Source organism: Methylopila musalis (genome assembly GCF_042679725.1).
Taxonomy (GTDB): domain Bacteria; phylum Pseudomonadota; class Alphaproteobacteria; order Rhizobiales; family Methylopilaceae; genus Methylopila; species Methylopila musalis.
Window position 1 is genome coordinate 1 of sequence record NZ_JBHTMX010000035.1, and the last position, 21894, is coordinate 21894.

Here is a 21894-nt window from a genome sequence, read left to right on the forward strand (position 1 = left end):
CCAGCACGCGGGTCACGCCCGCCGGCAGCAGCGAGCGGCCGCGGTTGACGGCGGAGGCGGCGGCGGCGTCCACGAACAGCGCGCCCCGGGGCGCCACCACGCCCGCGATCCAGCGCTTGCGCGCCTGGGCCGGGTTCTCGCTCGGCAGGAACCAGGTGCAGCGCCCGCCCTGCTCCACCGCCTTCAGCGGGCTCTCCACCTTGCCGGAGGCGATCATCATATGCATGCCGGCGCCGGTGGCGATGCGGGCCGCGGCGATCTTGGTGCGCATGCCGCCGCGCGACAGTTCGGAGCCCGCGTCGCCGGCGATCGCCTCCACCTGGGAGGTGACGCGCTCCACCACCGGGATCAGCGTCGCGGTGGGGTCCTGGTTTGGCGGCGCGGTGTAGAGCCCGTCGATGTCCGACAGCAGCACGAGGCAGTCCGCGCCCGCCATGGAGGCGACGCGGGCCGCGAGCCGGTCGTTGTCGCCGTAGCGGATCTCGGAGGTCGCCACCGTGTCGTTCTCGTTCACCACCGGCACGGCGTGGAGCGCCAGCAGCCGGGCGAGCGTGGCGCGGGCGTTGAGGTAGCGGCCGCGCTCCTCGGTGTCGCCGAGCGTCAGCAGCAGCTGGCCGGCGGTGATGGCGTGGGCGCCCAGCACCTCGGACCAGGCGCGGGCGAGCGCGATCTGGCCGACGGAGGCCGCCGCCTGGCTGTCCTCCAGCCTGAGCGGCCCCTTGGGCAGGCCGAGCACGGTGCGGCCGAGCGCGATGGCGCCCGACGACACCACGATCACCTCCGCGCCCCGGCGGGCGTGGCGGGCGAGATCGTCCGCGAGGCTTTCGAGCCAGCGCCGCTTCAGCGCCCCCGCGGTCTGGTCCACGAGCAGCGCCGAGCCGATCTTGACCACGATGCGGTTGAAGGAAGCGAGAGTGGGCGTCGTCACGACAATCCGCCGGTCTTGGAGGTGAGGCGGTTCCGCATAGGCCCGCGCGGGAGCGCGTTCAAGCCCGACGCCGCATGGCGGACCGGTCGGAGAGCGCGTCGAAATGCCGTTCGCACAGGCCGCGCAGATGCTCCGCGAACAAAGCGAACTCCGCCCGGCGGCTCGCGCCCTTGCGCCACACCAGCACCAGACTGCGCGACGAGCGCTCGCCGTCGCAGGGGATCATGGTCAGCGGCGCGCCGTCGGCGACGCCCGCCGCCACCGCTATCTCCGGCAGGATGGTGAGGCCGAGCCCGTTGGCCGCGAGCTGCACCAGCGTCGCGATGCTCATGGCCTTGACCTCGCCGAGCTCGTCCTCGGCGCCGAGCCCGGTCAAGTTTAACACTTGGTCGCGCAGGCAGTGGCCCGGCTCCAGCAGCAGGATGCGCTCGCCCGCGAGCTCCTCCGCCGCCACCGACGGCCGGCCCGCGAGGCGGTGGCCGGTGGCGGCCGCCACGAAGAAGCGGTCCTGCCAGAACGGCGCGGTCTCGCAATCGTCCACCGCCAGCGGCAGCGCCATGATGGCGGCGTCGAGCGCCCCGGAGCGGATGTCGCCGATCAGGGTCCGGCTCAGCGCCTCGCGCACCGAGAGGCTGAGGTCCGGAAACGCCTCGCGGATGCTCGGCAGAGCACGGGGCAGCAGGAACGGCGCGACCGAGGGGATGACGCCGAGCCGGAGCCACGAGGTCAGCGGCCTCTCGGCCTGGGCCAGCAGGTTCGGCAGGTCGTCCACCTGCGCCACGATCGAGATCGCCCTATCCACCAGCGCGGCGCCCGCGGCGGTGAGTTCGAACCGGCGGCCGCTGCGCTCGGCGAGCCTCACGCCGAGCGTGGTCTCCATCTCTTGGATCGCGGCGCTCAGCGTCGATTGCGTCACGCCGACGCGGCGGGCGGCGGCCGAGAACGAGCCCAATTCCACGAGGGCCACGAAATAGCGCAGCTGCCGCAGCGACAGGTTGATCACGATCCCGTCTCCCGAACGCGGCGTCGCCGCAGACTATCGAACATGACGATAGGTGGTTTCTTTTTTATCGGTTGGACCGGCGTATATCGCATATGCGAAACAGTTTCACATGCGAGCGCGGTGAAAGCGGCGGACATTTTGTCCCGCCCGCTCGGCCCGCGCGCGCCGGTCACATCCTCCCACAGAACGTTTCGGAGCGGATCCATGCTCGGCATCGGCGACACCCTTCCCGAATTCACCGTCACCGGCGTGAAGCCGGGCTTCAACGAACATGAGGAAGGCGGCGTGTCGGCGTTCGAGCCGATCACCCGCGACAGCTTCCCCGGCAAGTGGAAGATCATCTTCTTCTACCCGAAGGACTTCACCTTCGTCTGCCCGACCGAAATCGCCGAATTCGCCAAGCTCGCGCCCGAGTTCGAAGACCGCGACGCGGTGGTGCTCGGCGGCTCGGCCGACAACGAGTTCGTCAAGCTCGCCTGGCGCCGCAACCACAAGGACCTCGACAAGCTGCCGATCTGGTCCTTCGCCGACACCAAGGGCGAGCTGATCGACGGCCTCGGCGTGCGCTCCGCCGACGGCGTGCCGTTCCGCTACACCTTCGTGGTGGACCCGGACCACGTGATCCAGCACGTCTACGCCACCAACCTTAATGTCGGCCGCGCGCCCAAGGACACGCTGCGCGTGCTCGACGCGCTGCAGACCGACGAGCTCTGCCCCTGCAACCGCCAGGTCGGCGGCGAGACCCTGAAGGCGGCCTGATCCGCCGTCCACGCGCCGTCGCCGCCTGCGACGCCCGTCACGCTCTCGGCGCCTCCGCGCCGGGCGCGCGGCGGCGCGTCGCGCCGGCGGCGCGGCCTGTCCGTGATCTCAGAGAGAGCATCCCCATGTCGATCGAAGCGCTGAAGTCGGCGATTCCGGACTTCGCCAAGGACGTCCGGCTCAACCTCTCCTCCATGGCCTCCGACGAGAGCCTGACGGACCAGCAGAAATACGGCCTGTTCGTCGCCTGCGGCATCGCCTCCCGCAACGCCGCCGTGCGCGACGCGCTGATCGCCGAGGCCGCGCCGAAGCTGTCGCCGGCGGCGCTGACCGCCGCTAAGTCGGCCGCCGCGATCATGGGCATGAACAACGTCTACTACCGCTTCGTGCACCTCGCCGCGAACAAGGACTACCAGTCCATGCCGGCCAAGCTGCGCATGAACGTCATCGGCAATCCGGGCGTGGACAAGATCGACTTCGAGCTGTGGTCGCTGGCGGTCTCCGCCATCAACGGCTGCGGCCTGTGCATCGACTCCCACGAGGAGGTGCTGCGCAAGGGCGACGTCTCGACCGCCACGATCCAGACCGCCGTGCGCTTCGCCGCCATCATCGCCTCCGCCGCGATCGCGCTGGAAGCGGCCGAAAGCGACGCCGGCGCCAAGGCCGCCGCGGCGTGATCCGCTCTCGCCTCTGACAAACCAAAAAGCCGCCCGCGGGAAGACCGGGGCGGTTTTTTGTTCGGCGGCGAAAGCCGATCGCGCGCCTGTCCGTCCGGGCGATCAGCCCGGCGAACGGACGTGGAAGCCCAGATTGAACGGATGCGGGGGCAAGCTCCGCTTGCGTCTCGAAGACGGCAGATCGGTGACAGGCGTATCGTAGGCGACGATCGTCAGATCGAACCCGCGAGCGCGAACCTGCCCCCTCCCCCGTAAGAAGAAGCCATAGTGGAGGCTATCCGCGCGTTCCGGCACATCGAGGACGATCGCGCGATCCGTCCATCCGCTCGTCCCAGTGATCGCGCCGTCGGTCGAACGCTCCATCATGTTGTCAAAGCGCAGGACAGCCCCGGTGGCGTCGTCGACCCGCATCCAGATCGAGCCAAGCCCCGCTTCCGTGGCCTGAAGCCTCGCCGCCAGCCGGAGCTTTCGGCCACGATACTCCCCGGCGGAGACGCTCTGCATCAGACACCCGAATAGATCGGCCCGTTCCTCCCCCAGCGCGGGGTCGGTAAAAGCCTCGATCAGAGCGACGCCGGGCATATCCGGGTCCAACCCCAACCGGAATTTCGTGGCGTCGGTCATGGTTGTCGGACGCCACCCCGCAGCCTGCGGCAGAAGCGCCCGGCGAGAGCCCAGCCGCGCGATGAGCGCGGACAGTGTGTTCCAGTCGCCGGCCCCGAATTGCTTCGCGACAAGTTCGAGACAGGCGCCGTGAGGCAGCGCGTGGCCCTTCTTCGCCAGAGCCTCCCTGAGATCCCTGGCCATGGATTTGGCGTTCAGAAAGTTGCGCATGGGCTCAAGCCTTTCCGGGCGGCGGACAAGGTCAGGGCTCGCATTGCTGACCGGCCGCCCAGAGGGGTCGAACCGATGATCGGCGGCGCATTCACCATTCCCGAGACGGGAGCGAGCGGCGGGCTGCGCAGGCCCAAAGCGATCGGAGCATGAGTCGGCGCCCGCCGCAAAGACAAAGCGGCGGCGAGAAAACCAGTGGCGTTAAGGCCGCCACGTCTCCTGCTTCAGCTTCGGCATGGCCTCCGCCTCCTCCTGCGCCTTGGCCTCGTCGATGACGGCGAGCAACTGGCGCAGCGTCGTCTCCACCGCCTCGCCGGACTGGGACGACAGCACCACCGGCGTGCGCTTCGAGGCCCGCTTCAGGCGCGCGAGCTGCTCCTTGCGCAGCTCCGGCGACAGCGAGTCGGCCTTGGACAGGGCGACGATCTCGGGCTTGTCGGTCAGCCCGCCGCCGTAAGCCTCAAGTTCGCCGCGCACCACCTTGTAGGCCTTGCCGGCGTGCTCGCAGGTCCCGTCCACAAGGTGCAGCAGCACCCGGCAGCGCTCCACATGGCCGAGGAAGCGGTCGCCGAGGCCGACGCCCTCATGGGCGCCTTCGATCAGGCCCGGAATGTCCGCCATCACGAACTCGCGGCCGTCCACGCCCACCACGCCCAGATTGGGGTGCAGGGTGGTGAAGGGGTAATCGGCGATCTTCGGGCGGGCGGCCGAGACGGCTGCGAGGAAGGTGGACTTGCCGGCGTTCGGCAGGCCGACGAGGCCGGCGTCGGCGATCAGCTTGAGGCGCAGCCACACCCAGCGCTCCTCGCCCTCCTGGCCCGGATTGGCGCGGCGCGGGGCCTGGTTGGTGGCGGTCTTGAAATAGGCGTTGCCGAAGCCGCCATTGCCGCCGCGGCAGAGCACGATCCGCTGGCCGATCTCGGTCAGGTCCGCGAGCAGCGTCTCCTCGTCCTCGTCCAGCACCTGCGTGCCCACGGGCACCTTCAGCACGGTGTCCCCGCCATTGGCGCCGGTGCGGTTCTTGCCCATGCCGTGCACGCCGGTCTTGGCCTTGAAGTGCTGCTTGAAGCGGTAGTCGATCAGGGTGTTCAGCCCCTGCACGCACTCCACCACCACATCGCCGCCGCGGCCGCCGTCGCCGCCGTCCGGGCCGCCGAACTCGATGAACTTCTCGCGCCGGAACGAGACGCAGCCCGCGCCGCCGTCGCCGGAGCGCACATAGACCTTGGCCTGGTCGAGAAACTTCATGTCGTCACTTCACGCCTGATGTCGGCCGGAGGCGCTGGCCGCCGGGTCGGTGAGGTCATAGCACGGCTCGGGCGCGCACGCCGCCCGGCCGCTGTACGGAAGGTCAGCCCGCCGAGAGATGGAACGCCGCCGGCGTCCATTCCCGGAAGGACAGGAAGGTGTCACGGTCCAGCCGGAACTGGTCCGCCGCCACCGGCCCGCCGGAGGTGGGCCGCACGAGGCCCGACCCCTCCCACTGGAAGCCGCAGCGGATGATCACCTGCCGCGTCGCCCAGTCGGTGGCGCGGCAGCTGGTGCGCACGGCGTCGGCCGCGCCCCAGCGGAACGCCGCCTCGATCGCCGCCCGCGCCGCCTCCGTCATCAGCCCCCGGCCGCGGTGGTCGACGCCGAGCCAGAAGCCGAGATCGACCACGCCCGGCTCCGCCGCCCGCCAGCCGATGGTGCCCACCAGCGCGCCGGTCTCTTTCAGCCGCATCAGCAGCCGGAGATTCGCCGGCCGCGGCTCCCGCGCCGCGCGCAGGATGAAGGCGCGCGCCTCGTCGAGCTGGCCGATCATGGCCGCGGTCTGGGCGGTGGCGAGACCCACCGGCCGGTCCGCCGGCAGCCGCGCCGTCTCCTCCACATCCGCGGTCGTCGGCGTGCGCAGGCTGAGCCGCGCCGTCTCGATCGCCGGCTGGCGCGCGGTCCAGTCCGCCCGGGTCAGGCGCGACAGCGTGTGCTCCACCGTGGCGCGCCGGGCGAGCGAGCGCTCCCGCGTCACGCCGCAGGGCGCGAAGCCGAGCCGACGCAGCAGCCGCCCGGAGGCGGGGTTGTCCACCATGTGCAGCGCCTCGACCGCGCCGAGGCGGGTGGCGGCGAAGGCGAAATCCACGAAGGCGCCCACCGCCTGCGTGGCGATCCCCCGGCCCCAGAACGGCTTGGCGAGCCAGTAGCCGAGCTGCATCGCGCCGCCGACCGGATCGAGCGACACCATGCCGGCGAGCGCGCCGTTCACGGAGAGGCCGGCGCGCAACGCGTCCGGGTCCTGCGCCGGCCCGGCGAACCAGGCCTCGGCGTCCGCCAGCGTGTAGGGATGCGGCACCCGGCCCAGATTGCGGGCGACCTCGAAATCGCTGAGCCCCTCGGCGATGGCGGGGGCGTCGGCGGGTGCGAGGCGGCGCAGCCGCACCGCGGGCGAGGCGGTCAGGCAGTCTTCGGCGAACAGCGACGGAGCGAAGCTGGGGCCTGAAGAGGAAACGTCGTGCTGGGGCGGCATGAGACCGGCCTTCCGAAACGGCGACGGGGGAGAACGGATCGCCCGTCTCCCCCGCCGTTCGGACCTTTCGGTCTCAGTCCGTCCGCCGGGGATCAGGGCCCGGCGGGACGCGTCGCGTCAGCCCGCCGTCATTCCGCCGCTTCGGCCACTGCGGCCGGGGTGACGTTCACGTAGGTGCGGCCGTTGGCTTTCGACACGAACAGCACCTTGCCTTCCGCCGTGGCGAACAGGGTGTGGTCCTTGCCGATGCCGACATTCGCGCCCGGATGCCAGCGCGTGCCGCGCTGGCGCACGATGATGTTGCCCGGAATCACGGCTTCGCCGCCGAACTTCTTGACGCCGAGGCGCCGGCCTTCGGAGTCGCGGCCGTTGCGGGAGGAGCCGCCTGCCTTCTTGTGAGCCATCGGTGTTCTCCTTCTGCCTCAGCCGATCAGTTCTTGGCGCCCGACAGGCCCACGATCTTGACGATCGTGTAGTCCTGGCGATGGCCGCGCTTGCGCTTGGAGTTCTGGCGGCGACGCTTCTTGAAGGCGATGACCTTCTCGCCGCGCGCGTGCTCGACGATCTCGGCCGCGACCGAGGCGCCCGAAACGAAGGGCGCGCCGATCGACACGTCCTCGCCGGCGCCGATCGCAAGGATCTCGCCGAACTCCACCTTCGCGCCGGCGTCGCCCGAGAGCTTGCCGACGGTGATCACGTCGCCTTCGGCGACCCGGTGCTGCTTGCCACCGGTCTTGATGACTGCGAACATCGTTTTGTCCCGTGTTCTTGCCGCGCTCGAAGAACCGGCGCGGCTTCTTGGCAGTCTGGGATGGTCCCAAACAATTAAGGCGCGGAAGCCCATGACAGGCCCCGCCGCGCCAGCGCGTGGAGCTACCGGAAAACCCCTCTGCGGTCAAGCGGAACGCGGGTGTCACGGCCCCGGCTCCGCCGCGCGAGGCCCTCCGTCGGAAAGGTCCAGGGAGTGGCGTCGGGGCGTGCAAGGTCGTCATACGGCTTCGCCCCAAGAGGCTCCAGCGGCGGACGCCGCGTCGTCCACAGGCTAGCGAGCGGCGGATGAGGAAAGTGCGACGGGCCTGTTGCAATCGTCCGCGGCTTGGGGCATAGACCGCCTCGTCGCCGGCCGGCAGCGGTCGACGCGAAAATGAGCGGGCGTAGCTCAGGGGTAGAGCACAACCTTGCCAAGGTTGGGGTCGAGGGTTCGAATCCCTTCGCCCGCTCCATTTTCCAAAGACTGAAAAACAGGCCGCCTCCGGGCGGCCTTTTTTCGTTGTCGCACCGCCGGGCTCGGGCCGCGTCGGCACGCGTGGGCCATCGTCGGCAAGGCGGCGAGGAGCGGTTTGAGGGCCTCCCGTTAACAACCTTCGAGAGCACGACGCGCGGCGACGATTCGATCCGGTTTTACTATGGCCCGATCGAAGAAACATTTTGCGGCGCCGCGCAGGCCGCGTCCGGCCGCGACGCTCTGGCATAATGCGAAAGTCGAACTCGTCCCCCGGCCCATTTCCAGTTCATTTAGCGCTGCAGCCACGCGCCCGCGTGGTTCTTTGGGCTGCGCGCTTTTTGGCGCGCGCCCGAAGGCGACTAAGTCGAATTTACGTCGGTCTCACCGTCCTACAAATTTCTCTGAAGGATTGTAATAGATCGACTGAATTCAAGCAGACTGTGCGGCCAGGCTCGTGTTCATTGGTCTAACGTGACCGCCTGTCGCATAGTCATCCCGATGGTTCTGCTTATTTTGCGCGTCAATTACGCGCTCCTAGGAGGAAACGATGGCGAGACGCCCCGGTAAGAATTTCCTGTTCGTCCCCGGCCCGACGAACGTGCCGGAGCGCGTGCTCCGCGCCATGGTCGTGAGCCAGGAAGACCACCGCTCGCCGATCTTCCCCGAGCTGACCAAGCCGCTCTATGAGGGGCTGAAGAAGGTCTTCAAGACCACCGAAGGCCAGGTCTTCATCTTCCCGTCCTCCGGCACCGGCGGCTGGGAAGCGGCGCTCACCAACACCCTCGCCCCCGGCGACAAGGTGCTGACGGCCCGCTTCGGCCAGTTCTCCCACCTCTGGACCGACATGGCCCAGCGTCTCGGCCTGGACGTCCAGATCCAGGAAGAGGAGTGGGGCACCGGCGCCCACGAGGAGAAGATCGAAGAGGCTCTCGTCGCCGACACCAACCACCAGATCAAGGCGGTGATGGTCGTCCACAACGAGACGGCGACCGGCGTCACCTCGAACATCGGCGCGATCCGCAAGGCCATCGACGCCGCCAAGCATCCGGCGCTGCTGTTCGTCGACTCGGTGTCCGGCCTCGGCTCGATCGACTTCCGCTTCGACGAGTGGAAGGTGGACTGCGCCGTCTCCGGCTCGCAGAAGGGCCTGATGCTGCCGGCCGGCCTCGGCTTCGTCTGCGTCAGCCAGCGCGCGCTCGGCCTCCGCAAGAACGCGGGCCTGAACAAGGTCTATTTCGACTTCCAGGACCAGATCAACACCAACCCCACCGGCTACTTCCCCTACACGCCGGCCACCCCTCTGCTGCACGGCCTGCGCGAGTCGCTCGCCTGCATCGAGGACGAGGGTCTGGAGAACATCTTCCGCCGCCATCACGTCCTCGCCGAGGCCACCCGCAAGGCGGTCGCCGCGTGGGGTCTGAAGATCTGCGCGAAGGAGCCCCGCTGGCACTCCGACACCGTGTCGGCGATTCTGGCGCCGGAAGGCATCGACGCGGCGAAGATCATCCGCCACGCCTATGACCGCTACAATCTGGCGCTCGGCGCCGGCCTGTCGAAGGTGGCGGGCAAGGTGTTCCGCATCGGTCACATCGGCGATCTGAACGAGCTGATGCTGCTCGGCGCGATCGCCGGCGCCGAGATGTCGATGCTCGACAACGGCGTGAAGATCAAGGCGGGCTCGGGCGTCGGCGCCGCGCAGGACTACCTGCGCGACAACCCGATCGAGCCGCAGGCCGCGGCCCCCAAGGCGGCCTGACACCGGGACGGATCCGTCGGGCGCGCTTGAAACCGCGCGCCCGGCGGGCATTCTGCCCGGGTTTGAAAACGCCGCACGCGCAGCGGGGCCTCCCTCCGCGCCAGAAGCGGGCGGCATGGGGAGCGCAATGACGCACAAGATTGTCTTTCTCGACCGCGAAAGCGTGGACGCGAACGTCCGCCGTCCGAACTTTCCGCACGACTATGTGGAATATCAGTCGACCTGGACGCCCGACGAGATCGTCGAGCGCCTGAAGGACGCCGACATCGCCCTGATCAACAAGGTGCCGATGCGGGCCGAGGTGCTGAAGCAGCTGCCGAAGCTGAAGCTGATCGCGGTCGCCGCCACCGGCACCGACGTGGTCGACAAGGTTCAGGCCAAGGCGCAGGGGATCACGGTCTCCAACATCCGCGGCTACGCCTTCAACACCGTTCCCGAGCACGTCATCGCGCTGATCTTCGCGCTGCGCCGCTCGATCGTGCCTTACGCCAATTCGGTGAAGCGCGGCGACTGGAACACATCCCAGCAGTTCTGCTACTTCGACTATCCGATCTACGACATCGCCGGCTCGACGCTCGGCATCGTCGGCTACGGCGCGCTCGGCAAGTCCATCGGCAAGCGGGCGGAAGCGCTCGGCATGAAGGTGCTGCCCTACGACGTGTTCCCGCAGGACGGCCTCGTGGACTTCGAGACCGTGCTGACCCAGTCGGACGTCATCACCATCCATGTGCCGCTGACGCCGGACACCAAGAATCTGTTCGGCGCCGAGCAGTTCAAGAAGATGAAGAACAGCGCCATCCTCATCAACACCGCCCGCGGCGGTCTGGTGGACGAGGCGGCCCTGCTCGAGGCGCTGAAGAGCGGCGAGATCGGCGGCGCGGGCTTCGACGTGGTGGCGCAGGAGCCCCCGAAGGACGGCAACATCCTGTGCGACGCCGACCTGCCGAACCTCATCGTCACGCCGCATGTGGCCTGGGCGAGCAAGGAGGCGATGCAGATCCTCGCCGACCAGCTCATCGACAACGTCGAGAACTTCGTCGCCGGCAAGCCGTCGAACGTCGTGGAGTGACGCCTTAAACCCCCGGAGCCCCGTCGCGACGCCCGGACGAGCCGGGCCGTCGCGGAAGGCGGGGGTCCGGGGCGGGGCGACATCTGAAACGTCCGCGCCAAGCGGGCAGGACGCCGCGCGAGGTCTGCAGCCTCGGGCGTCTTTAAGGAAACGGCCGCGGACGCGCGGCGACAGGGAAGATCATGACCAAGAAGCTTCTGTTCCAATTCGACACCGACGCCACCCCGAGCGTGTTCGACGTGGTCGTCGCCTATGACGGCGGCGCGGACCACGTGACCGGCTACGGCAATGTCACGCCCGACAATGTCGGCGCCTATGTGGACGGCACGATCTACACCCGCGGCGGCTCCGAGAAGAAGTCGACGGCGATCTTCGTGGGCGGCGGCGACATGGCGGCCGGCGAGGCGGTGTTCGACGCCGTCAAGAAGCGCTTCTTCGGTCCGTTCCGCGTCTCGGTGATGCTGGACTCCAACGGCTCGAACACCACCGCGGCGGCGGGCGTCGCGCTCGCGGTCAAGGCGGCCGGCGGCGACATCAAGGGCAAGAAGGCCGTGGTGCTGGCCGGCACCGGCCCGGTCGGCATGCGCTCGGCGGCCATGCTCGCCAAGGAAGGCGCGACGGTCTCCATCACCGGCCGCGACCTCGCCAAGACCCAGAAGTCGGCGGACGCGATCGAGAAGCGCTTCGGCGTCAAGATCGAGGCCGTCGAGGCCCGTGACGAGGCCTCCCGCAAGGCGGCGATCGCCGGCGCGAACCTCATCTTCTCCGCCGGCGCCATCGGCTTCGAGCTGATCTCGGAAGAGAACTGGTCGTCGGAGGCCTCGGTCGAGATCGTGGTCGACTACAACGCCCAGCCCCCGCTCGGCATCGGCGGCCTCGAAGCCTTCGACAAGGCCAAGGAGCGTCACGGCAAGCTCGCCATCGGCGCGCTCGGCCTCGGCGGCCTGAAGCTGAAGCTGCACCGCACGCTGATCGGCAAGCTGTTCGATTCGGCCGAGCAGTCCTTCGACGCCGACGAGATCTACGCGCTCGCGAAAGAGATGGCCTGATGGCGCGGGAGCAGGCTCTCGGCCAGTTCCTTGACGAACTGGCGAGCGAAGCGCCGACGCCGGGCGGCGGCGGCGCGGCCGCGATCTCCGGGGCCATGGGGGCGGCGCTCGTCTCCATGGTCGCCAACCTCACCATCGGCAAGCCGAAATACGCCGAGGTGGAGGAGCAGGTGAAGGCGGTGCTGGCCCGGTCCGAGCCGCTGCGCGCCAAGCTCACCGACGCCATCGCCGATGACGTCAAGGCCTTCGACGCCGTGATGGGCTCCTATGGCCTGCCGCGCGGCACCGACGAGGAGAAGGCCGCGCGCTCGGAGCGGATCCAGGCGTCGCTGAAGGTCGCGACCGACGTGCCGCTCGAGGCCGCGCGGCTTTGCGCCGAGGCGATCCAGCTCTCCGCCGAGATCGCCGAGATCGGCAACCTCAACGTGATCTCGGACGCGGGCGTCGCGGTCCAGTCGGCCTACGCCGGCCTGATGAGCGCCGCCCTCAACGTCCGCGTCAACGCCAAGTCGATCAAGGACCGCGAGTTCGCGGACGCCCGGCTCGCCGAGCTGGAGACCCTGATCGCCGACGCGGGCGCGCTGACGGGAAAGACCTACGAGCTGGTCAAGAACAAGCTGGGTTGACCGCCCAACGACAACAACAGGCTCGCGGGTAGGACTCTGAACGCTTAGGGAGGATTCGTGATGGACGTTCACGAGTATCAAGCCAAGGAACTGCTCGCGAGCTTCGGCGTCGCCGTCCCCAAGGGGGCGGTGGCGTTCAGCCCCGACCAGGCGGTCTACGCCGCCACCGAGCTCGGCGGCTCGGCCTGGGCCGTGAAGGCCCAGATCCACGCCGGCGCCCGGGGCAAGGCGGGCGGCGTCAAGCTGTGCCGCACCTACAACGAGGTGCGCGACGCCGCCAAGTCCATGCTGGGCAAGCGCCTCGTCACCGGCCAGACCGGCCCCGAGGGCAAGCCGGTGCAGCGGGTCTACGTGGAGGCGGCCGATCCGTTCGAGCGCGAGCTCTATCTCGGCTACGTGCTGGACCGGAAGGCGGAGCGCGTGCGCGTCATCGCCTCCACCCGCGGCGGCATGGAGATCGAGGAGATCGCCCGGACCGATCCGGACGCGCTGATCCAGGTGGTGGTGGAGCCGGCGGTCGGCCTGCAGCCGTTCGAGGCGCGCGAGCTCGCCTTCAAGCTCGGCCTGAACATCCGGCAGGCCTCCGCCGCGGTGAAGGTGATCCTGAACGCCTACCGCGCGTTCCGCGACACCGACTGCGTCATGCTGGAGATCAACCCGCTGGTGGTGTCACGCGACGACCGGGTGCTGGCGCTCGACGCCAAGATGTCGTTCGACGACAACGCGCTGTTCCGCCGCCCGAACGTCGCCGACATGCACGACCCCTCCCAGTCGGACCCGCGCGAGGCGCAGGCGGCGGAGCACAATCTGAGCTACATCGGCCTCGACGGCGAGATCGGCTGCATCGTCAACGGCGCGGGCCTCGCCATGGCCACCATGGACATGATCAAGCACGCGGGCGGCGAGCCGGCGAACTTCCTCGACGTGGGCGGCGGCGCCTCGCCGGACCGGGTCGCCACCGCCTTCCGGCTGGTGCTGTCCGACCCGAAGGTGAAGGCGATCCTCGTGAACATCTTCGCCGGCATCAACCGCTGCGACTGGGTCGCGCAAGGCGTCATCCAGGCGGCGAAGGAGGTGAACATCACCGCCCCGCTGATCGTGCGCCTCGCGGGCACCAACGTGGAGGCCGGCAAGGCGATCCTCGCGGAGAGCGGTCTCGACATCATCGCCGCCGACACCCTGTCGGAGGCCGCGGCCAAGGCCGTGGCGGCCTGCGCCGACGCCAAGCGCGCGGCCTGAGGGGAGACGGACATGAGCATCCTCATCGACGAGACCACCCCGATCCTGATCCAGGGCGTCACCGGCGACAAAGGCACGTTCCACGCCCGCGAGATGATCGACTACGGCTCCCGCGTGGTGGCGGGCGTGACGCCCGGCAAGGGCGGGACCACCCATCTCGGCCTGCCGGTGTTCGACACCGTGAAGGACGCGGTCGCCGCCACCGGCGCCACCACCTCCATCACCTTTGTGGCCCCGCCCTTCGCCGCCGACGCCATCATGGAGGCGGCCGACGCCGGGCTGAAGCTGGTCTGCTCCATCACCGACGGCATCCCGGCCCAGGACATGATGCGCGTGAAGCGCTACCTGCGCCGCTATCCGAAGGAGCGGCGGACCATGGTGGTCGGCCCGAACTGCGCCGGCATCATCTCGCCCGGCAAGGCCATGCTCGGCATCATGCCCGGCCACATCTACCTCAAGGGCAATGTGGGCGTGATCTCGCGCTCGGGCACGCTCGGCTACGAGGCCGCGAGCCAGATGAAGGCGCTCGGCGTCGGGATTTCGACCTCGGTCGGCATCGGCGGCGACCCGATCAACGGCTCGTCCTTCCTCGACCACCTCGAGCTGTTCGAGCAGGATCCCGAGACCGACGCCGTGCTGATGATCGGCGAGATCGGCGGGCCGCAGGAGGCGGAGGCCGCCGCCTGGATCAAGGACAACATGAGGAAGCCCGTGATCGGCTTCGTGGCCGGGCTGACCGCGCCGAAGGGCCGGCGCATGGGCCATGCGGGCGCCATCATCTCCGCCGCCGGCGACAGCGCCGCGGAGAAGGCCGAGATCATGCGCGACTACGGCCTGACCGTCGCGCCGTCGCCCGGCGATTTCGGCACGACCGTTGCAGAGGTCCTGAGCAGGCTGAAATCCGCGGCCTGACCTCCCGAACGCGCGCGCGGCGCCTGAATTCTCCGCCGCCGCGCGCGTCATTCGCCTTACCTGACGGCGCCCGCCGCCCGCAGACATGGACCTTGCGATGTCTCCCCAAGCTCAGTTCGCCGCGCCCATGCCCGACACGATCGAGCCCTTCGCGCCGCCGGTCATCATCGGAACGGCGCCGGACGCGGCGACCGAAATCCTGTTCCACGCGCTGATCGAGGTCTGCCGCCGCCACCAGCCGGAGCTCGAATCGATCCTGCGCGGCGAGGCGGACATCGCCCAGCTCACGCCCGAGCTTCTGAGCCGGGCGCTGCAGGTGCAGGGCATCTGGTTCCGGCTGCTGTCAATCGTGGAAGAAAACACCGCCATGCGCCGCCGCCGCCATGCGGAGCGGACGCAGGGGCGCGACGCGGTGCGCGGCACCTTCTCCCACGTGCTGGCGGAGGCGGTGGCCGCGGGCGTGAAGGCGCCCGAGATCCACGAGCTGCTGAAGGCCATCCGCATCCGCCCCACGCTGACGGCGCACCCGACCGAGGCCAAGCGCGTCACCGTTCTGGAGAAGCTGCGGCGCATCTATCTCGACCTGCGCGAGCTGGAGCTGCCGCGCTGGACCGAGCGCGAGCGCGTGGCGCTGCTTGCGGACCTGCGCGACCAGATCGAGCTGATCTGGATGACGGGCGAACTGCAGCTCGAAAAGACCACGGTGGAGCGCGAGGTCTCCTGGGGCCTGCACTTCTTCGACGAAGCGCTGTTCGACATGATTCCCGAGGTGCTCTACTCGCTCGAGGCCTCGCTCGCGGAATACTATCCGGACGAGAGCTTCGAGGTGCCGGCCTTCTTCCAGTTCGGCTGCTGGATCGGCGGCGACCGCGATGGCAACCCGTTCGTGACCTCCGACGTCACCCGCACCACGCTGAAGCGCAACGGCCGCGCCTCCATGCGCCGGTTCCGCGCCCGGCTGAACGATCTCGGCAAGCTGCTGTCGATCACCGAGCGGGCGCTGCCGACGCCGATCGCCTTCCGCAAGGAGCTGACGGCGCGGCTTGCGGCCAGCGGCGACGCGGAGGCGATCCAGGCCCGCAATCCGGGCGAGCATTTCCGCCAGTTCCAGACCTGCATCCTGCGCAAGCTCGACGCCACCATCGAGCGCAACAAGGAGGAGGCGGTCGTCCTGCCCGGCCCGTTCTATGTGGACGCGGACGAACTCATCAACGACATCAAGGCGCTGGAGCAGGGCCTGATCGACGCCGGCTGCCGCTCGCTCGCGGTCAACCAGGTGCGCCCCATGCGGCGCATGGTGGAGATCTTCCGCTTCTCCACCGTCAATCTGGACATCCGCGAGAACTCGACCCGCACCACCAACACGCTGCGGGAGATCTGGGCCGCGACGCAAGCGCGGCCGGTCGAGGAGGCGCCGGACGTCGAATCGACCGAGTGGCGCACCTGGCTGACCTCGGAGCTGTCGAAGCCCCGCACCGTGCGCCGCACGCTGGACGGGCTCTCCGACGCCTCGCGGGAGACGCTCGCCACCTTCGCGCTGGTGGCGGAGATGCGGACCGAACTCGACCGAGAGGCGGTGGGCAGCTTCATCCTGTCCATGACGCGGTCGGTGAACGACATTCTCGGCGTCTATCTGATCGCCAAGGAGGCGCGGCTCTATCTCGACAGCCCCGGCGTCGAGATCTGCCAGCTGCCGATCGTGCCGCTGTTCGAGACCATCGAGGACCTGCGCGCCGCGCCCGCCATCATGAAGGAGCTGCTGTCGATCCCGCTGGTGCGCCGCTCGGTGCGCTGGCAGGGCGGGTTCCACGAGGTGATGGTCGGCTATTCGGACTCCAACAAGGACGGCGGCTACTTCGCCTCCAACTGGGAGCTTTACAAGGCGCAGGCCAAGCTGACCGAGGTCGGCCAGCAGGCGGGCGTGCCGATCGCCTTCTTCCACGGCCGCGGCGGCTCGGTCTCCCGCGGCGGCGCGCCGACCGCCCGCGCCATCGAGGCCCAGCCCCCCGGCTCCATCAACCGCCAGTACCGGGTGACGGACCAGGGCGAGGTGGTGTCGTTCAAATACTCCAACCGCGGCACCGCCGCCTATCAGATGGAGCTCACCGCCGCCTCGGTGATGGAGCACATCCTGAAGTCGAAGCTGGAGAAGAACGGCTCGCGCGCGGAGTTCGACGACGCCATGGAGGCGCTGTCCGGCGCCTCGCGGGCGGTCTACACCAACCTGATCCAACATCCGGGGCTGGTGGAGTATTTCCAGAACGCGAGCCCGCTCGACGAGCTGGCGCTGCTCAACATCGGCTCGCGGCCGGCCCGGCGCTTCGGCGCCCGCTCGCTCAGCGACCTCCGGGCCATCCCGTGGGTGTTCGCCTGGGCGCAGAACCGGCACATCATCACCGGCTGGTACGGCATCGGCTCGGCGCTGAAGAACTTCATCGACGTGCGCGGCGACGAGGGCGAGACGCTGCTCAAGCGCATGTTCGAGCAGTCGAAGCCGTTCCGCCTCATCCTCGACGAGGTGGAGAAGACGCTGCGCATGGTCGACCTGTCGATCGCGCGCGAGTACTCCACCCTCGTGCCGGACGCCAAGACCCGGGAGGAGATCTTCCGCATGATCGAGGAGGAGTACGCGCTCACCTGCCAGATGGCGCTGCGCGTCTCCGGCGGCGGCGAGATCGCCTTCCGCTATCCGGCCTTCCGGGAGCGGCTGGAGGAGCGCCTGCCGGTCATCAACCAGGTCAGCCACGAGCAGGTGGAGCTTCTGCGCCGCTTCCGCGCCGAGACCGACGAGTTCAAGCGCGAGGAGACCAAATCCGCGCTGCTGCTCTCGATCAACTGCATCGCGGTGGGCTTCGGCGCCACCGGCTGATCCCCACGGCGTCAGGCTTTGACGCCGTGGTATACAAGACCTTCCAAGAATAATATGTCGCGCGCGTCACAAAGGCGTAAGTCTAACGGACTAAAAAGACACGCTTCAAGAAACGCCGCGTTCGTTATAGACGAACAAGAATTCGGACATCCGAGGAGGATATCATGAGCTTCACGCTGGTTCAGCAGGCCACGCCGCGTCTTCATCGCTCCGAGCTGGCGGTGCCCGGCTCCAACCCGACCTTCATGGAGAAGTCGGCCCAGTCGAAGGCGGACGTAATCTTCCTCGACCTCGAGGACGCCGTCGCTCCCGACGACAAGGAGCAGGCGCGCAAGAACATCATCCAGGCCCTGAACGAGATCGATTGGGGCTCCAAGACCATGATGATCCGCATCAACGGTCTCGACACCCACTACATGTACCGCGACGTGGTCGACATCGTGGAGGCCTGCCCGCGCCTCGACATGATCCTGATCCCGAAGGTGGGCGTGCCGCAGGACGTCTACGCCATCGACGTGCTGGTCACCCAGATCGAGCAGGCCAAGAAGCGCGACAAGAAGATCGGCTTCGAGGTTCTGATCGAGACCGCGCTCGGCATGGCCAACGTGGAGGCGATCGCGACCTCGTCCAAGCGTCTCGAGGCCATGTCCTTCGGCGTCGCGGACTACGCCGCCTCCTGCCGCACCCGCACCACCGTCATCGGCGGCGTGAACCCGGACTACTCGGTGCTCACCGACAAGGACGAGGCCGGCAAGCGCGAGACCCACTGGCAGGACCCGTGGCTGTTCGCCCAGCAGCGCATGCTGGTCGCCTGCCGCGCCTACGGCCTGCGCCCGATCGACGGCCCGTTCGGCGACTTCTCCGATCCAGACGGCTACCTCTCCGCCGCGCGCCGCTGCGCCGCCGCCGGCTATGAGGGCAAGTGGGCGATCCACCCGTCCCAGATCGACCTCGCCAACGACGTGTTCACGCCGTCCGAGGCCGAGGTCACCAAGGCCCGCCGCATCCTCGAGGCCATGGAAGAGGCCGCCAAGGCCGGCCGCGGCGCCGTGGCCCTCGACGGCCGCCTGATCGACATCGCCTCCATCCGCATGGCGGAGGCCCTGATCGAGAAGGCCAACGCCATGAAGGCCGCCTGACCGGCGTCAGCCTCAGCATCCCAACGCTGAAACGGCCGGGACCTTCGCGTCCCGGCCGTTTTGCTTCTCAGGCCGCGCCGGGATCCGAACCCGGGTCGACAAACCGCGCATGAAAAAACCCGCGGACGCGCACGCCCGCGGGTTTTTCATGTTCCGCCGACCGGCGTCTCGGCCGATCCGCCGATCATCAGCCGATCTTGGCCATGATCTCTTCGGAGATCTCGTAATTGCCGTAGACGTTCTGCACGTCGTCGTCGTCGTCGAGGGCGTCGACCAGCTTGAGCAGCGAGGTCGCCTTGTCCTCGTCGAGGGCGGTGGTGGTGGTCGGGCGCCACACGGCCTTGGCGCTCTCCGCCTCGCCGAGCGTGGCCTCCAGCGCCTTGGACACCTCGTTCAGGTCCTCGAACGCGCAGGTGACCACGTGGTTCTCGTCGTCCGACTCCACGTCGTCGGCGCCGGCCTCGATCGCGGCCTCAAGCACGTCGTCGGCGGAGCCCGCCTTGGCCGGATAGACGATCTCGCCCACGCGGTTGAACATGAAGCTGACCGAGCCGGTCTCGCCCATCGCCCCGCCGGACTTGGTGAAGTAGGAGCGCACGGCGGCCGCGGTGCGGTTGCGGTTGTCGGTCAGCGCCTCGACGATGACGGCGACGCCGCCGGGGCCGTAGCCCTCGTAGCGCACCTCTTCGTAGTTGTCCGCCTCGCCGCCCGACGCCTTGTTGATGGCGCGCTGGATGTTGTCCTTGGGCATGGACTGGGCCTTGGCCGCGGCAACTGCGAGGCGCAGGCGCGGGTTCATGGCGGGGTCCGGCAGGCCCGACTTGGCGGCCACGGTGATTTCGCGCCCGAGCTTCGAGAACAGCTTGGCCCGCACCGCGTCCTGGCGGCCCTTGCGGTGCATGATGTTCTTGAACTGCGAATGTCCGGCCACGGACGCCTCCGGCGGTTTTGGGGACGGGTTTCGCCGGCCTTTCGGGCGAAGGGCGCGATCGGCGGGAACGCTCGTCCGACGGGTGTGATCGGGCCGCGTTATAAGACCACGCTTTTCCGTTGAAAAGAGAGGCTAAGGGCGCTCAGGCCGCTTCTTCGGCCGCGCGGCGCAGCGCGGCCTCGGTCACCTGCGCCATGGGCATGGCGAGCTTCAGCGCCTTGGTGCGGGCGCCGACGCGCATGACGAGGATCACCGTCTCCGCGCCGCCGCAGGCGGGATCGCCGCAGGCGATCTCGCTGACGGTGAGGGCGTCGTCCTCGCCGAGCGCGAGCGCCGCCCGCGCCAGAGCGTTGAGCCGGCGCGAGACGGCGGCGCGCTCGGGGTCTTCGGCGCGTTTCGAGCGGAAGAACAGGGCCATGGCCCTAACCTCTACCCTCAGGCCGCGTCCCGGCGCCAGAGCGGAAACGGGTCTGGCAGCCGCGCGTAGAGCGACCAGTCCGGCCCGGCCTCCGAGCCAACCAGCGCCTCCTCCAGCGCCGCCTCGATTGCGGCGCGGTCGAGCCCGACGCCGATGAACACCAGCTCCTGCCGACGGTCGCCCCAGACCTTGTCCCAGCGCGCCTTCAGCCAGTCGCGCCATTCGGGATGCTCCGGCCAGTCGCGCTTCGGCACAGCAGTCCACCAGAAGCCCGCGCCCTCGGTGCGGCAGATCGCGCCCGCGAGCGACATCTCGCCGGCCCAGTCCGGCCGGGTCGCGAGCCAGAAATGGCCCTTGGCGCGCACCAACCCCGGCCAGGTGCGGGCGAGAACGGCCGAGAACCGCTCGGGGTGGAACGGCCGGCGCGCCCGGAACACGAAGCTCGAGACGTCGTACTCCTCGGTCTCCGGCACATGGTCGCGGAAGCCGAACAGCTCCTTGGCCCAGAGCGGGTTGCGGCGGGCGGCCTCGAAATCGAAGCGGCCCGTGTTCACGAGCTTGGCGAGGTCCACCCGGCCGAAATCCGCCTCCACGATCTCAGCGTCGCCGTTCAGCGCGCGGATCACGCCCCGGGCGGCGGCGCGCTGCTCGGGCGTCGCGGCCGAGGCCTTGTTCAGCACCACCAGATCGGCGAACTCGATCTGCTCCACCAGCAGGTCGACCAGCGTGCGCTCGTCCTCCTCGCCCGCGGTCTCGCCGCGGTCCTTGAGGAAGTCCTTGCTGCCGTAGTCCTTCAGCAGGTTGGCCGCGTCCACCACCGTCACCATGGCGTCGAGCCGGGCCACGTCCGAGAGCGAGTCGCCGTTCTCGTCGCGGAAGTCGAAGGTGGCGGCCACCGGCATCGGCTCGGCGATGCCGGTCGATTCGATCACCAGCGCGTCGAAGCGCTTTTCGGCCGCGAGGCGGCGCACCTCGGTCAGCAGGTCGTCGCGCAGGGTGCAGCAGATGCAGCCGTTGGTCATCTCCACCAGCTTCTCCTCGGTGCGCGACAGGCCGCCCTCGCTGCGCACCAGATCGGCGTCGATGTTCACCTCCGACATGTCGTTGACGATGACCGCGACCTTGAGGCCAGCGCGGTTGGCGAGGATGTGGTTGAGCAGGGTCGTCTTGCCGGCGCCGAGAAAGCCGGACAGCACGGTGACGGGAAGGCGGGGGTCGGCCATGGCCAGTCCTCATTATGTAATGTTATTTTATAACGTATAAGGAGCATCCCGCCGGCGCAACCCGCGCGCCAAGGCCGAGCGTCTGGGCCGCGGGCCATGGGAAAAGGGTCGCGCTCGCGGGCCGCGCCTGCTATTCGCGCGGGCAACCCGCCCCCGTCCAACCGTGCGAGCCGATGTCCCCGCTGGTTCCGATCCCCTCGACCCTGCTCGACCGTTTCGAGGCCGCCGGCCTCAACCGGGCCGAGCCCGCCATCCTGCAGCCGAGCGAGCCGTTCCTGCATGTGATGGGCGAGGAGCTGCGCCAGCGCATGTTCCTGACCTTCGACGCGGAAGGGCGCGAGCTCTGCCTGCGGCCGGACTTCACCATCCCGGTCGCCCTCGCCCACCTCTCCGGGCCGCACGCCGCGGCGGCGCGGGCCTATTTCTACGCCGGCCCCATATTCCGCCAGCGGCGCGGCGGCCCGAGCGAGACCGCGCAGGCGGGCGTGGAGAGTTTCGGCCGCGCCGACAGCCTCGCCTGCGAGACCGAGATGCTGGCGCTGGCGCTGGACGCCTGCGCCACGCTCGGCGTGGCCGAGCCCCGGATCCAGCTCGGCGATCTCGGCCTCATCGCCGCGGCGGTCGACGCGGTGGACGCGCCGGACGCGCTGAAGCGACGGCTGACCCGCGAGATCGCCTATGGCGGCGCCACGCTGGAGGCGCTGGCCGCCCCCGGCCCCGCCCCGCAGGAGCTC

General features: G+C 69.0%; 21 protein-coding genes and 1 tRNA gene. 12 read left to right on the forward strand and 10 right to left on the reverse strand.

Annotation, left to right across the window (positions count from 1 at the left end):
• Both proB and ACFQ4O_RS06500 read right to left on the reverse strand, forming a co-directional pair.
• Positions 1-928 (reverse strand): glutamate 5-kinase (gene proB, locus ACFQ4O_RS06495; protein ID WP_378774860.1); only part of this gene is annotated, 928 nt, incomplete at its 3' end.
• 58 nt (positions 929-986) lie between these two features.
• Positions 987-1931, reverse strand: a complete 945-nt coding sequence (locus tag ACFQ4O_RS06500; protein ID WP_378774862.1) for a hydrogen peroxide-inducible genes activator — start codon at positions 1929-1931, stop codon at positions 987-989.
• A 204-nt stretch (positions 1932-2135) separates the two neighbouring features.
• On the opposite strand from ACFQ4O_RS06500, the gene ACFQ4O_RS06505 reads away from it, so the two are divergent.
• Both ACFQ4O_RS06505 and ACFQ4O_RS06510 read left to right on the forward strand, forming a co-directional pair.
• Positions 2136-2690, forward strand: a complete 555-nt coding sequence (locus tag ACFQ4O_RS06505; protein WP_378774863.1) for a peroxiredoxin — start codon at positions 2136-2138, stop codon at positions 2688-2690.
• Between the two features lie 125 nt (positions 2691-2815).
• Positions 2816-3367, forward strand: coding sequence for a carboxymuconolactone decarboxylase family protein (locus tag ACFQ4O_RS06510; protein ID WP_378774864.1), 552 nt, complete (start codon positions 2816-2818; stop codon positions 3365-3367).
• Between the two features lie 102 nt (positions 3368-3469).
• On the opposite strand, the gene ACFQ4O_RS06515 is transcribed toward ACFQ4O_RS06510, so the two are convergent.
• The 5 genes from ACFQ4O_RS06515 to rplU all read right to left on the reverse strand — a co-directional run bounded on the left by ACFQ4O_RS06515 (position 3470) and on the right by rplU (position 7455).
• On the reverse strand, positions 3470-4201 hold the full coding sequence (locus ACFQ4O_RS06515; RefSeq protein ID WP_378774865.1) for a glyoxalase superfamily protein: 732 nt from the start codon (positions 4199-4201) through the stop codon (positions 3470-3472).
• A 201-nt stretch (positions 4202-4402) separates the two neighbouring features.
• Positions 4403-5449: a GTPase ObgE gene (obgE, locus tag ACFQ4O_RS06520; protein ID WP_378774866.1), complete on the reverse strand. Its 1047-nt coding sequence runs from the start codon at positions 5447-5449 to the stop codon at positions 4403-4405.
• 103 nt (positions 5450-5552) lie between these two features.
• The gene (locus tag ACFQ4O_RS06525) at positions 5553-6704 is read right to left on the reverse strand and encodes a GNAT family N-acetyltransferase (protein ID WP_378774867.1); all 1152 of its coding nucleotides are present in this window, start codon (positions 6702-6704) and stop codon (positions 5553-5555) included.
• A gap of 128 nt (positions 6705-6832) precedes the next feature.
• The gene (rpmA, locus tag ACFQ4O_RS06530; RefSeq protein ID WP_378774868.1) at positions 6833-7108 is read right to left on the reverse strand and encodes a 50S ribosomal protein L27; all 276 of its coding nucleotides are present in this window, start codon (positions 7106-7108) and stop codon (positions 6833-6835) included.
• Positions 7109-7134: 26 nt separating this feature from the next.
• Positions 7135-7455, reverse strand: coding sequence for a 50S ribosomal protein L21 (rplU, locus tag ACFQ4O_RS06535; RefSeq protein WP_271205779.1), 321 nt, complete (start codon positions 7453-7455; stop codon positions 7135-7137).
• A gap of 397 nt (positions 7456-7852) precedes the next feature.
• Between rplU and ACFQ4O_RS06540 the strand changes: the two genes are divergently transcribed.
• From ACFQ4O_RS06540 to ACFQ4O_RS06580, 9 genes are all read left to right on the forward strand, one after another.
• Positions 7853-7927, forward strand: a tRNA-Gly gene (locus ACFQ4O_RS06540).
• Positions 7928-8476: 549 nt separating this feature from the next.
• On the forward strand, positions 8477-9685 hold the full coding sequence (locus ACFQ4O_RS06545) for an aminotransferase class V-fold PLP-dependent enzyme (RefSeq protein WP_378774869.1): 1209 nt from the start codon (positions 8477-8479) through the stop codon (positions 9683-9685).
• Positions 9686-9812: 127 nt separating this feature from the next.
• A complete protein-coding gene (locus ACFQ4O_RS06550; RefSeq protein WP_378774871.1) occupies positions 9813-10754 on the forward strand; it encodes a D-2-hydroxyacid dehydrogenase in 942 nt (313 codons plus the stop codon).
• Positions 10755-10936: 182 nt separating this feature from the next.
• Positions 10937-11803: an NADP-dependent methylenetetrahydromethanopterin/methylenetetrahydrofolate dehydrogenase gene (locus ACFQ4O_RS06555; protein ID WP_378774872.1), complete on the forward strand. Its 867-nt coding sequence runs from the start codon at positions 10937-10939 to the stop codon at positions 11801-11803.
• A complete protein-coding gene (gene fchA, locus ACFQ4O_RS06560; protein WP_378774873.1) occupies positions 11803-12429 on the forward strand; it encodes a methenyltetrahydrofolate cyclohydrolase in 627 nt (208 codons plus the stop codon). Before ACFQ4O_RS06555 ends, fchA begins: the two co-directional genes overlap by 1 nt.
• A gap of 60 nt (positions 12430-12489) precedes the next feature.
• On the forward strand, positions 12490-13668 hold the full coding sequence (locus tag ACFQ4O_RS06565; RefSeq protein ID WP_378774874.1) for a malate--CoA ligase subunit beta: 1179 nt from the start codon (positions 12490-12492) through the stop codon (positions 13666-13668).
• A gap of 12 nt (positions 13669-13680) precedes the next feature.
• On the forward strand, positions 13681-14580 hold the full coding sequence (gene sucD / locus ACFQ4O_RS06570; protein ID WP_378774875.1) for a succinate--CoA ligase subunit alpha: 900 nt from the start codon (positions 13681-13683) through the stop codon (positions 14578-14580).
• Between the two features lie 97 nt (positions 14581-14677).
• The gene (locus tag ACFQ4O_RS06575) at positions 14678-17449 is read left to right on the forward strand and encodes a phosphoenolpyruvate carboxylase (protein WP_378774876.1); all 2772 of its coding nucleotides are present in this window, start codon (positions 14678-14680) and stop codon (positions 17447-17449) included.
• A gap of 164 nt (positions 17450-17613) precedes the next feature.
• Positions 17614-18588 carry an HpcH/HpaI aldolase/citrate lyase family protein gene (locus tag ACFQ4O_RS06580; protein WP_378774877.1) on the forward strand — a complete coding sequence of 325 codons (975 nt, stop codon included), beginning with the start codon at positions 17614-17616 and terminating at the stop codon, positions 18586-18588.
• Between the two features lie 187 nt (positions 18589-18775).
• On the opposite strand, the gene ACFQ4O_RS06585 is transcribed toward ACFQ4O_RS06580, so the two are convergent.
• From ACFQ4O_RS06585 to ACFQ4O_RS06595, 3 genes are all read right to left on the reverse strand, one after another.
• Positions 18776-19519, reverse strand: a complete 744-nt coding sequence (locus tag ACFQ4O_RS06585; protein ID WP_378774878.1) for a YebC/PmpR family DNA-binding transcriptional regulator — start codon at positions 19517-19519, stop codon at positions 18776-18778.
• A 142-nt stretch (positions 19520-19661) separates the two neighbouring features.
• The gene (locus ACFQ4O_RS06590) at positions 19662-19937 is read right to left on the reverse strand and encodes a hypothetical protein (RefSeq protein WP_378774879.1); all 276 of its coding nucleotides are present in this window, start codon (positions 19935-19937) and stop codon (positions 19662-19664) included.
• Between the two features lie 17 nt (positions 19938-19954).
• Positions 19955-21160, reverse strand: coding sequence for a GTP-binding protein (locus tag ACFQ4O_RS06595; protein WP_378774880.1), 1206 nt, complete (start codon positions 21158-21160; stop codon positions 19955-19957).
• 173 nt (positions 21161-21333) lie between these two features.
• On the opposite strand from ACFQ4O_RS06595, the gene ACFQ4O_RS06600 reads away from it, so the two are divergent.
• Positions 21334-21894 (forward strand): ATP phosphoribosyltransferase regulatory subunit (locus ACFQ4O_RS06600; protein ID WP_378774882.1); only part of this gene is annotated, 561 nt, incomplete at its 3' end.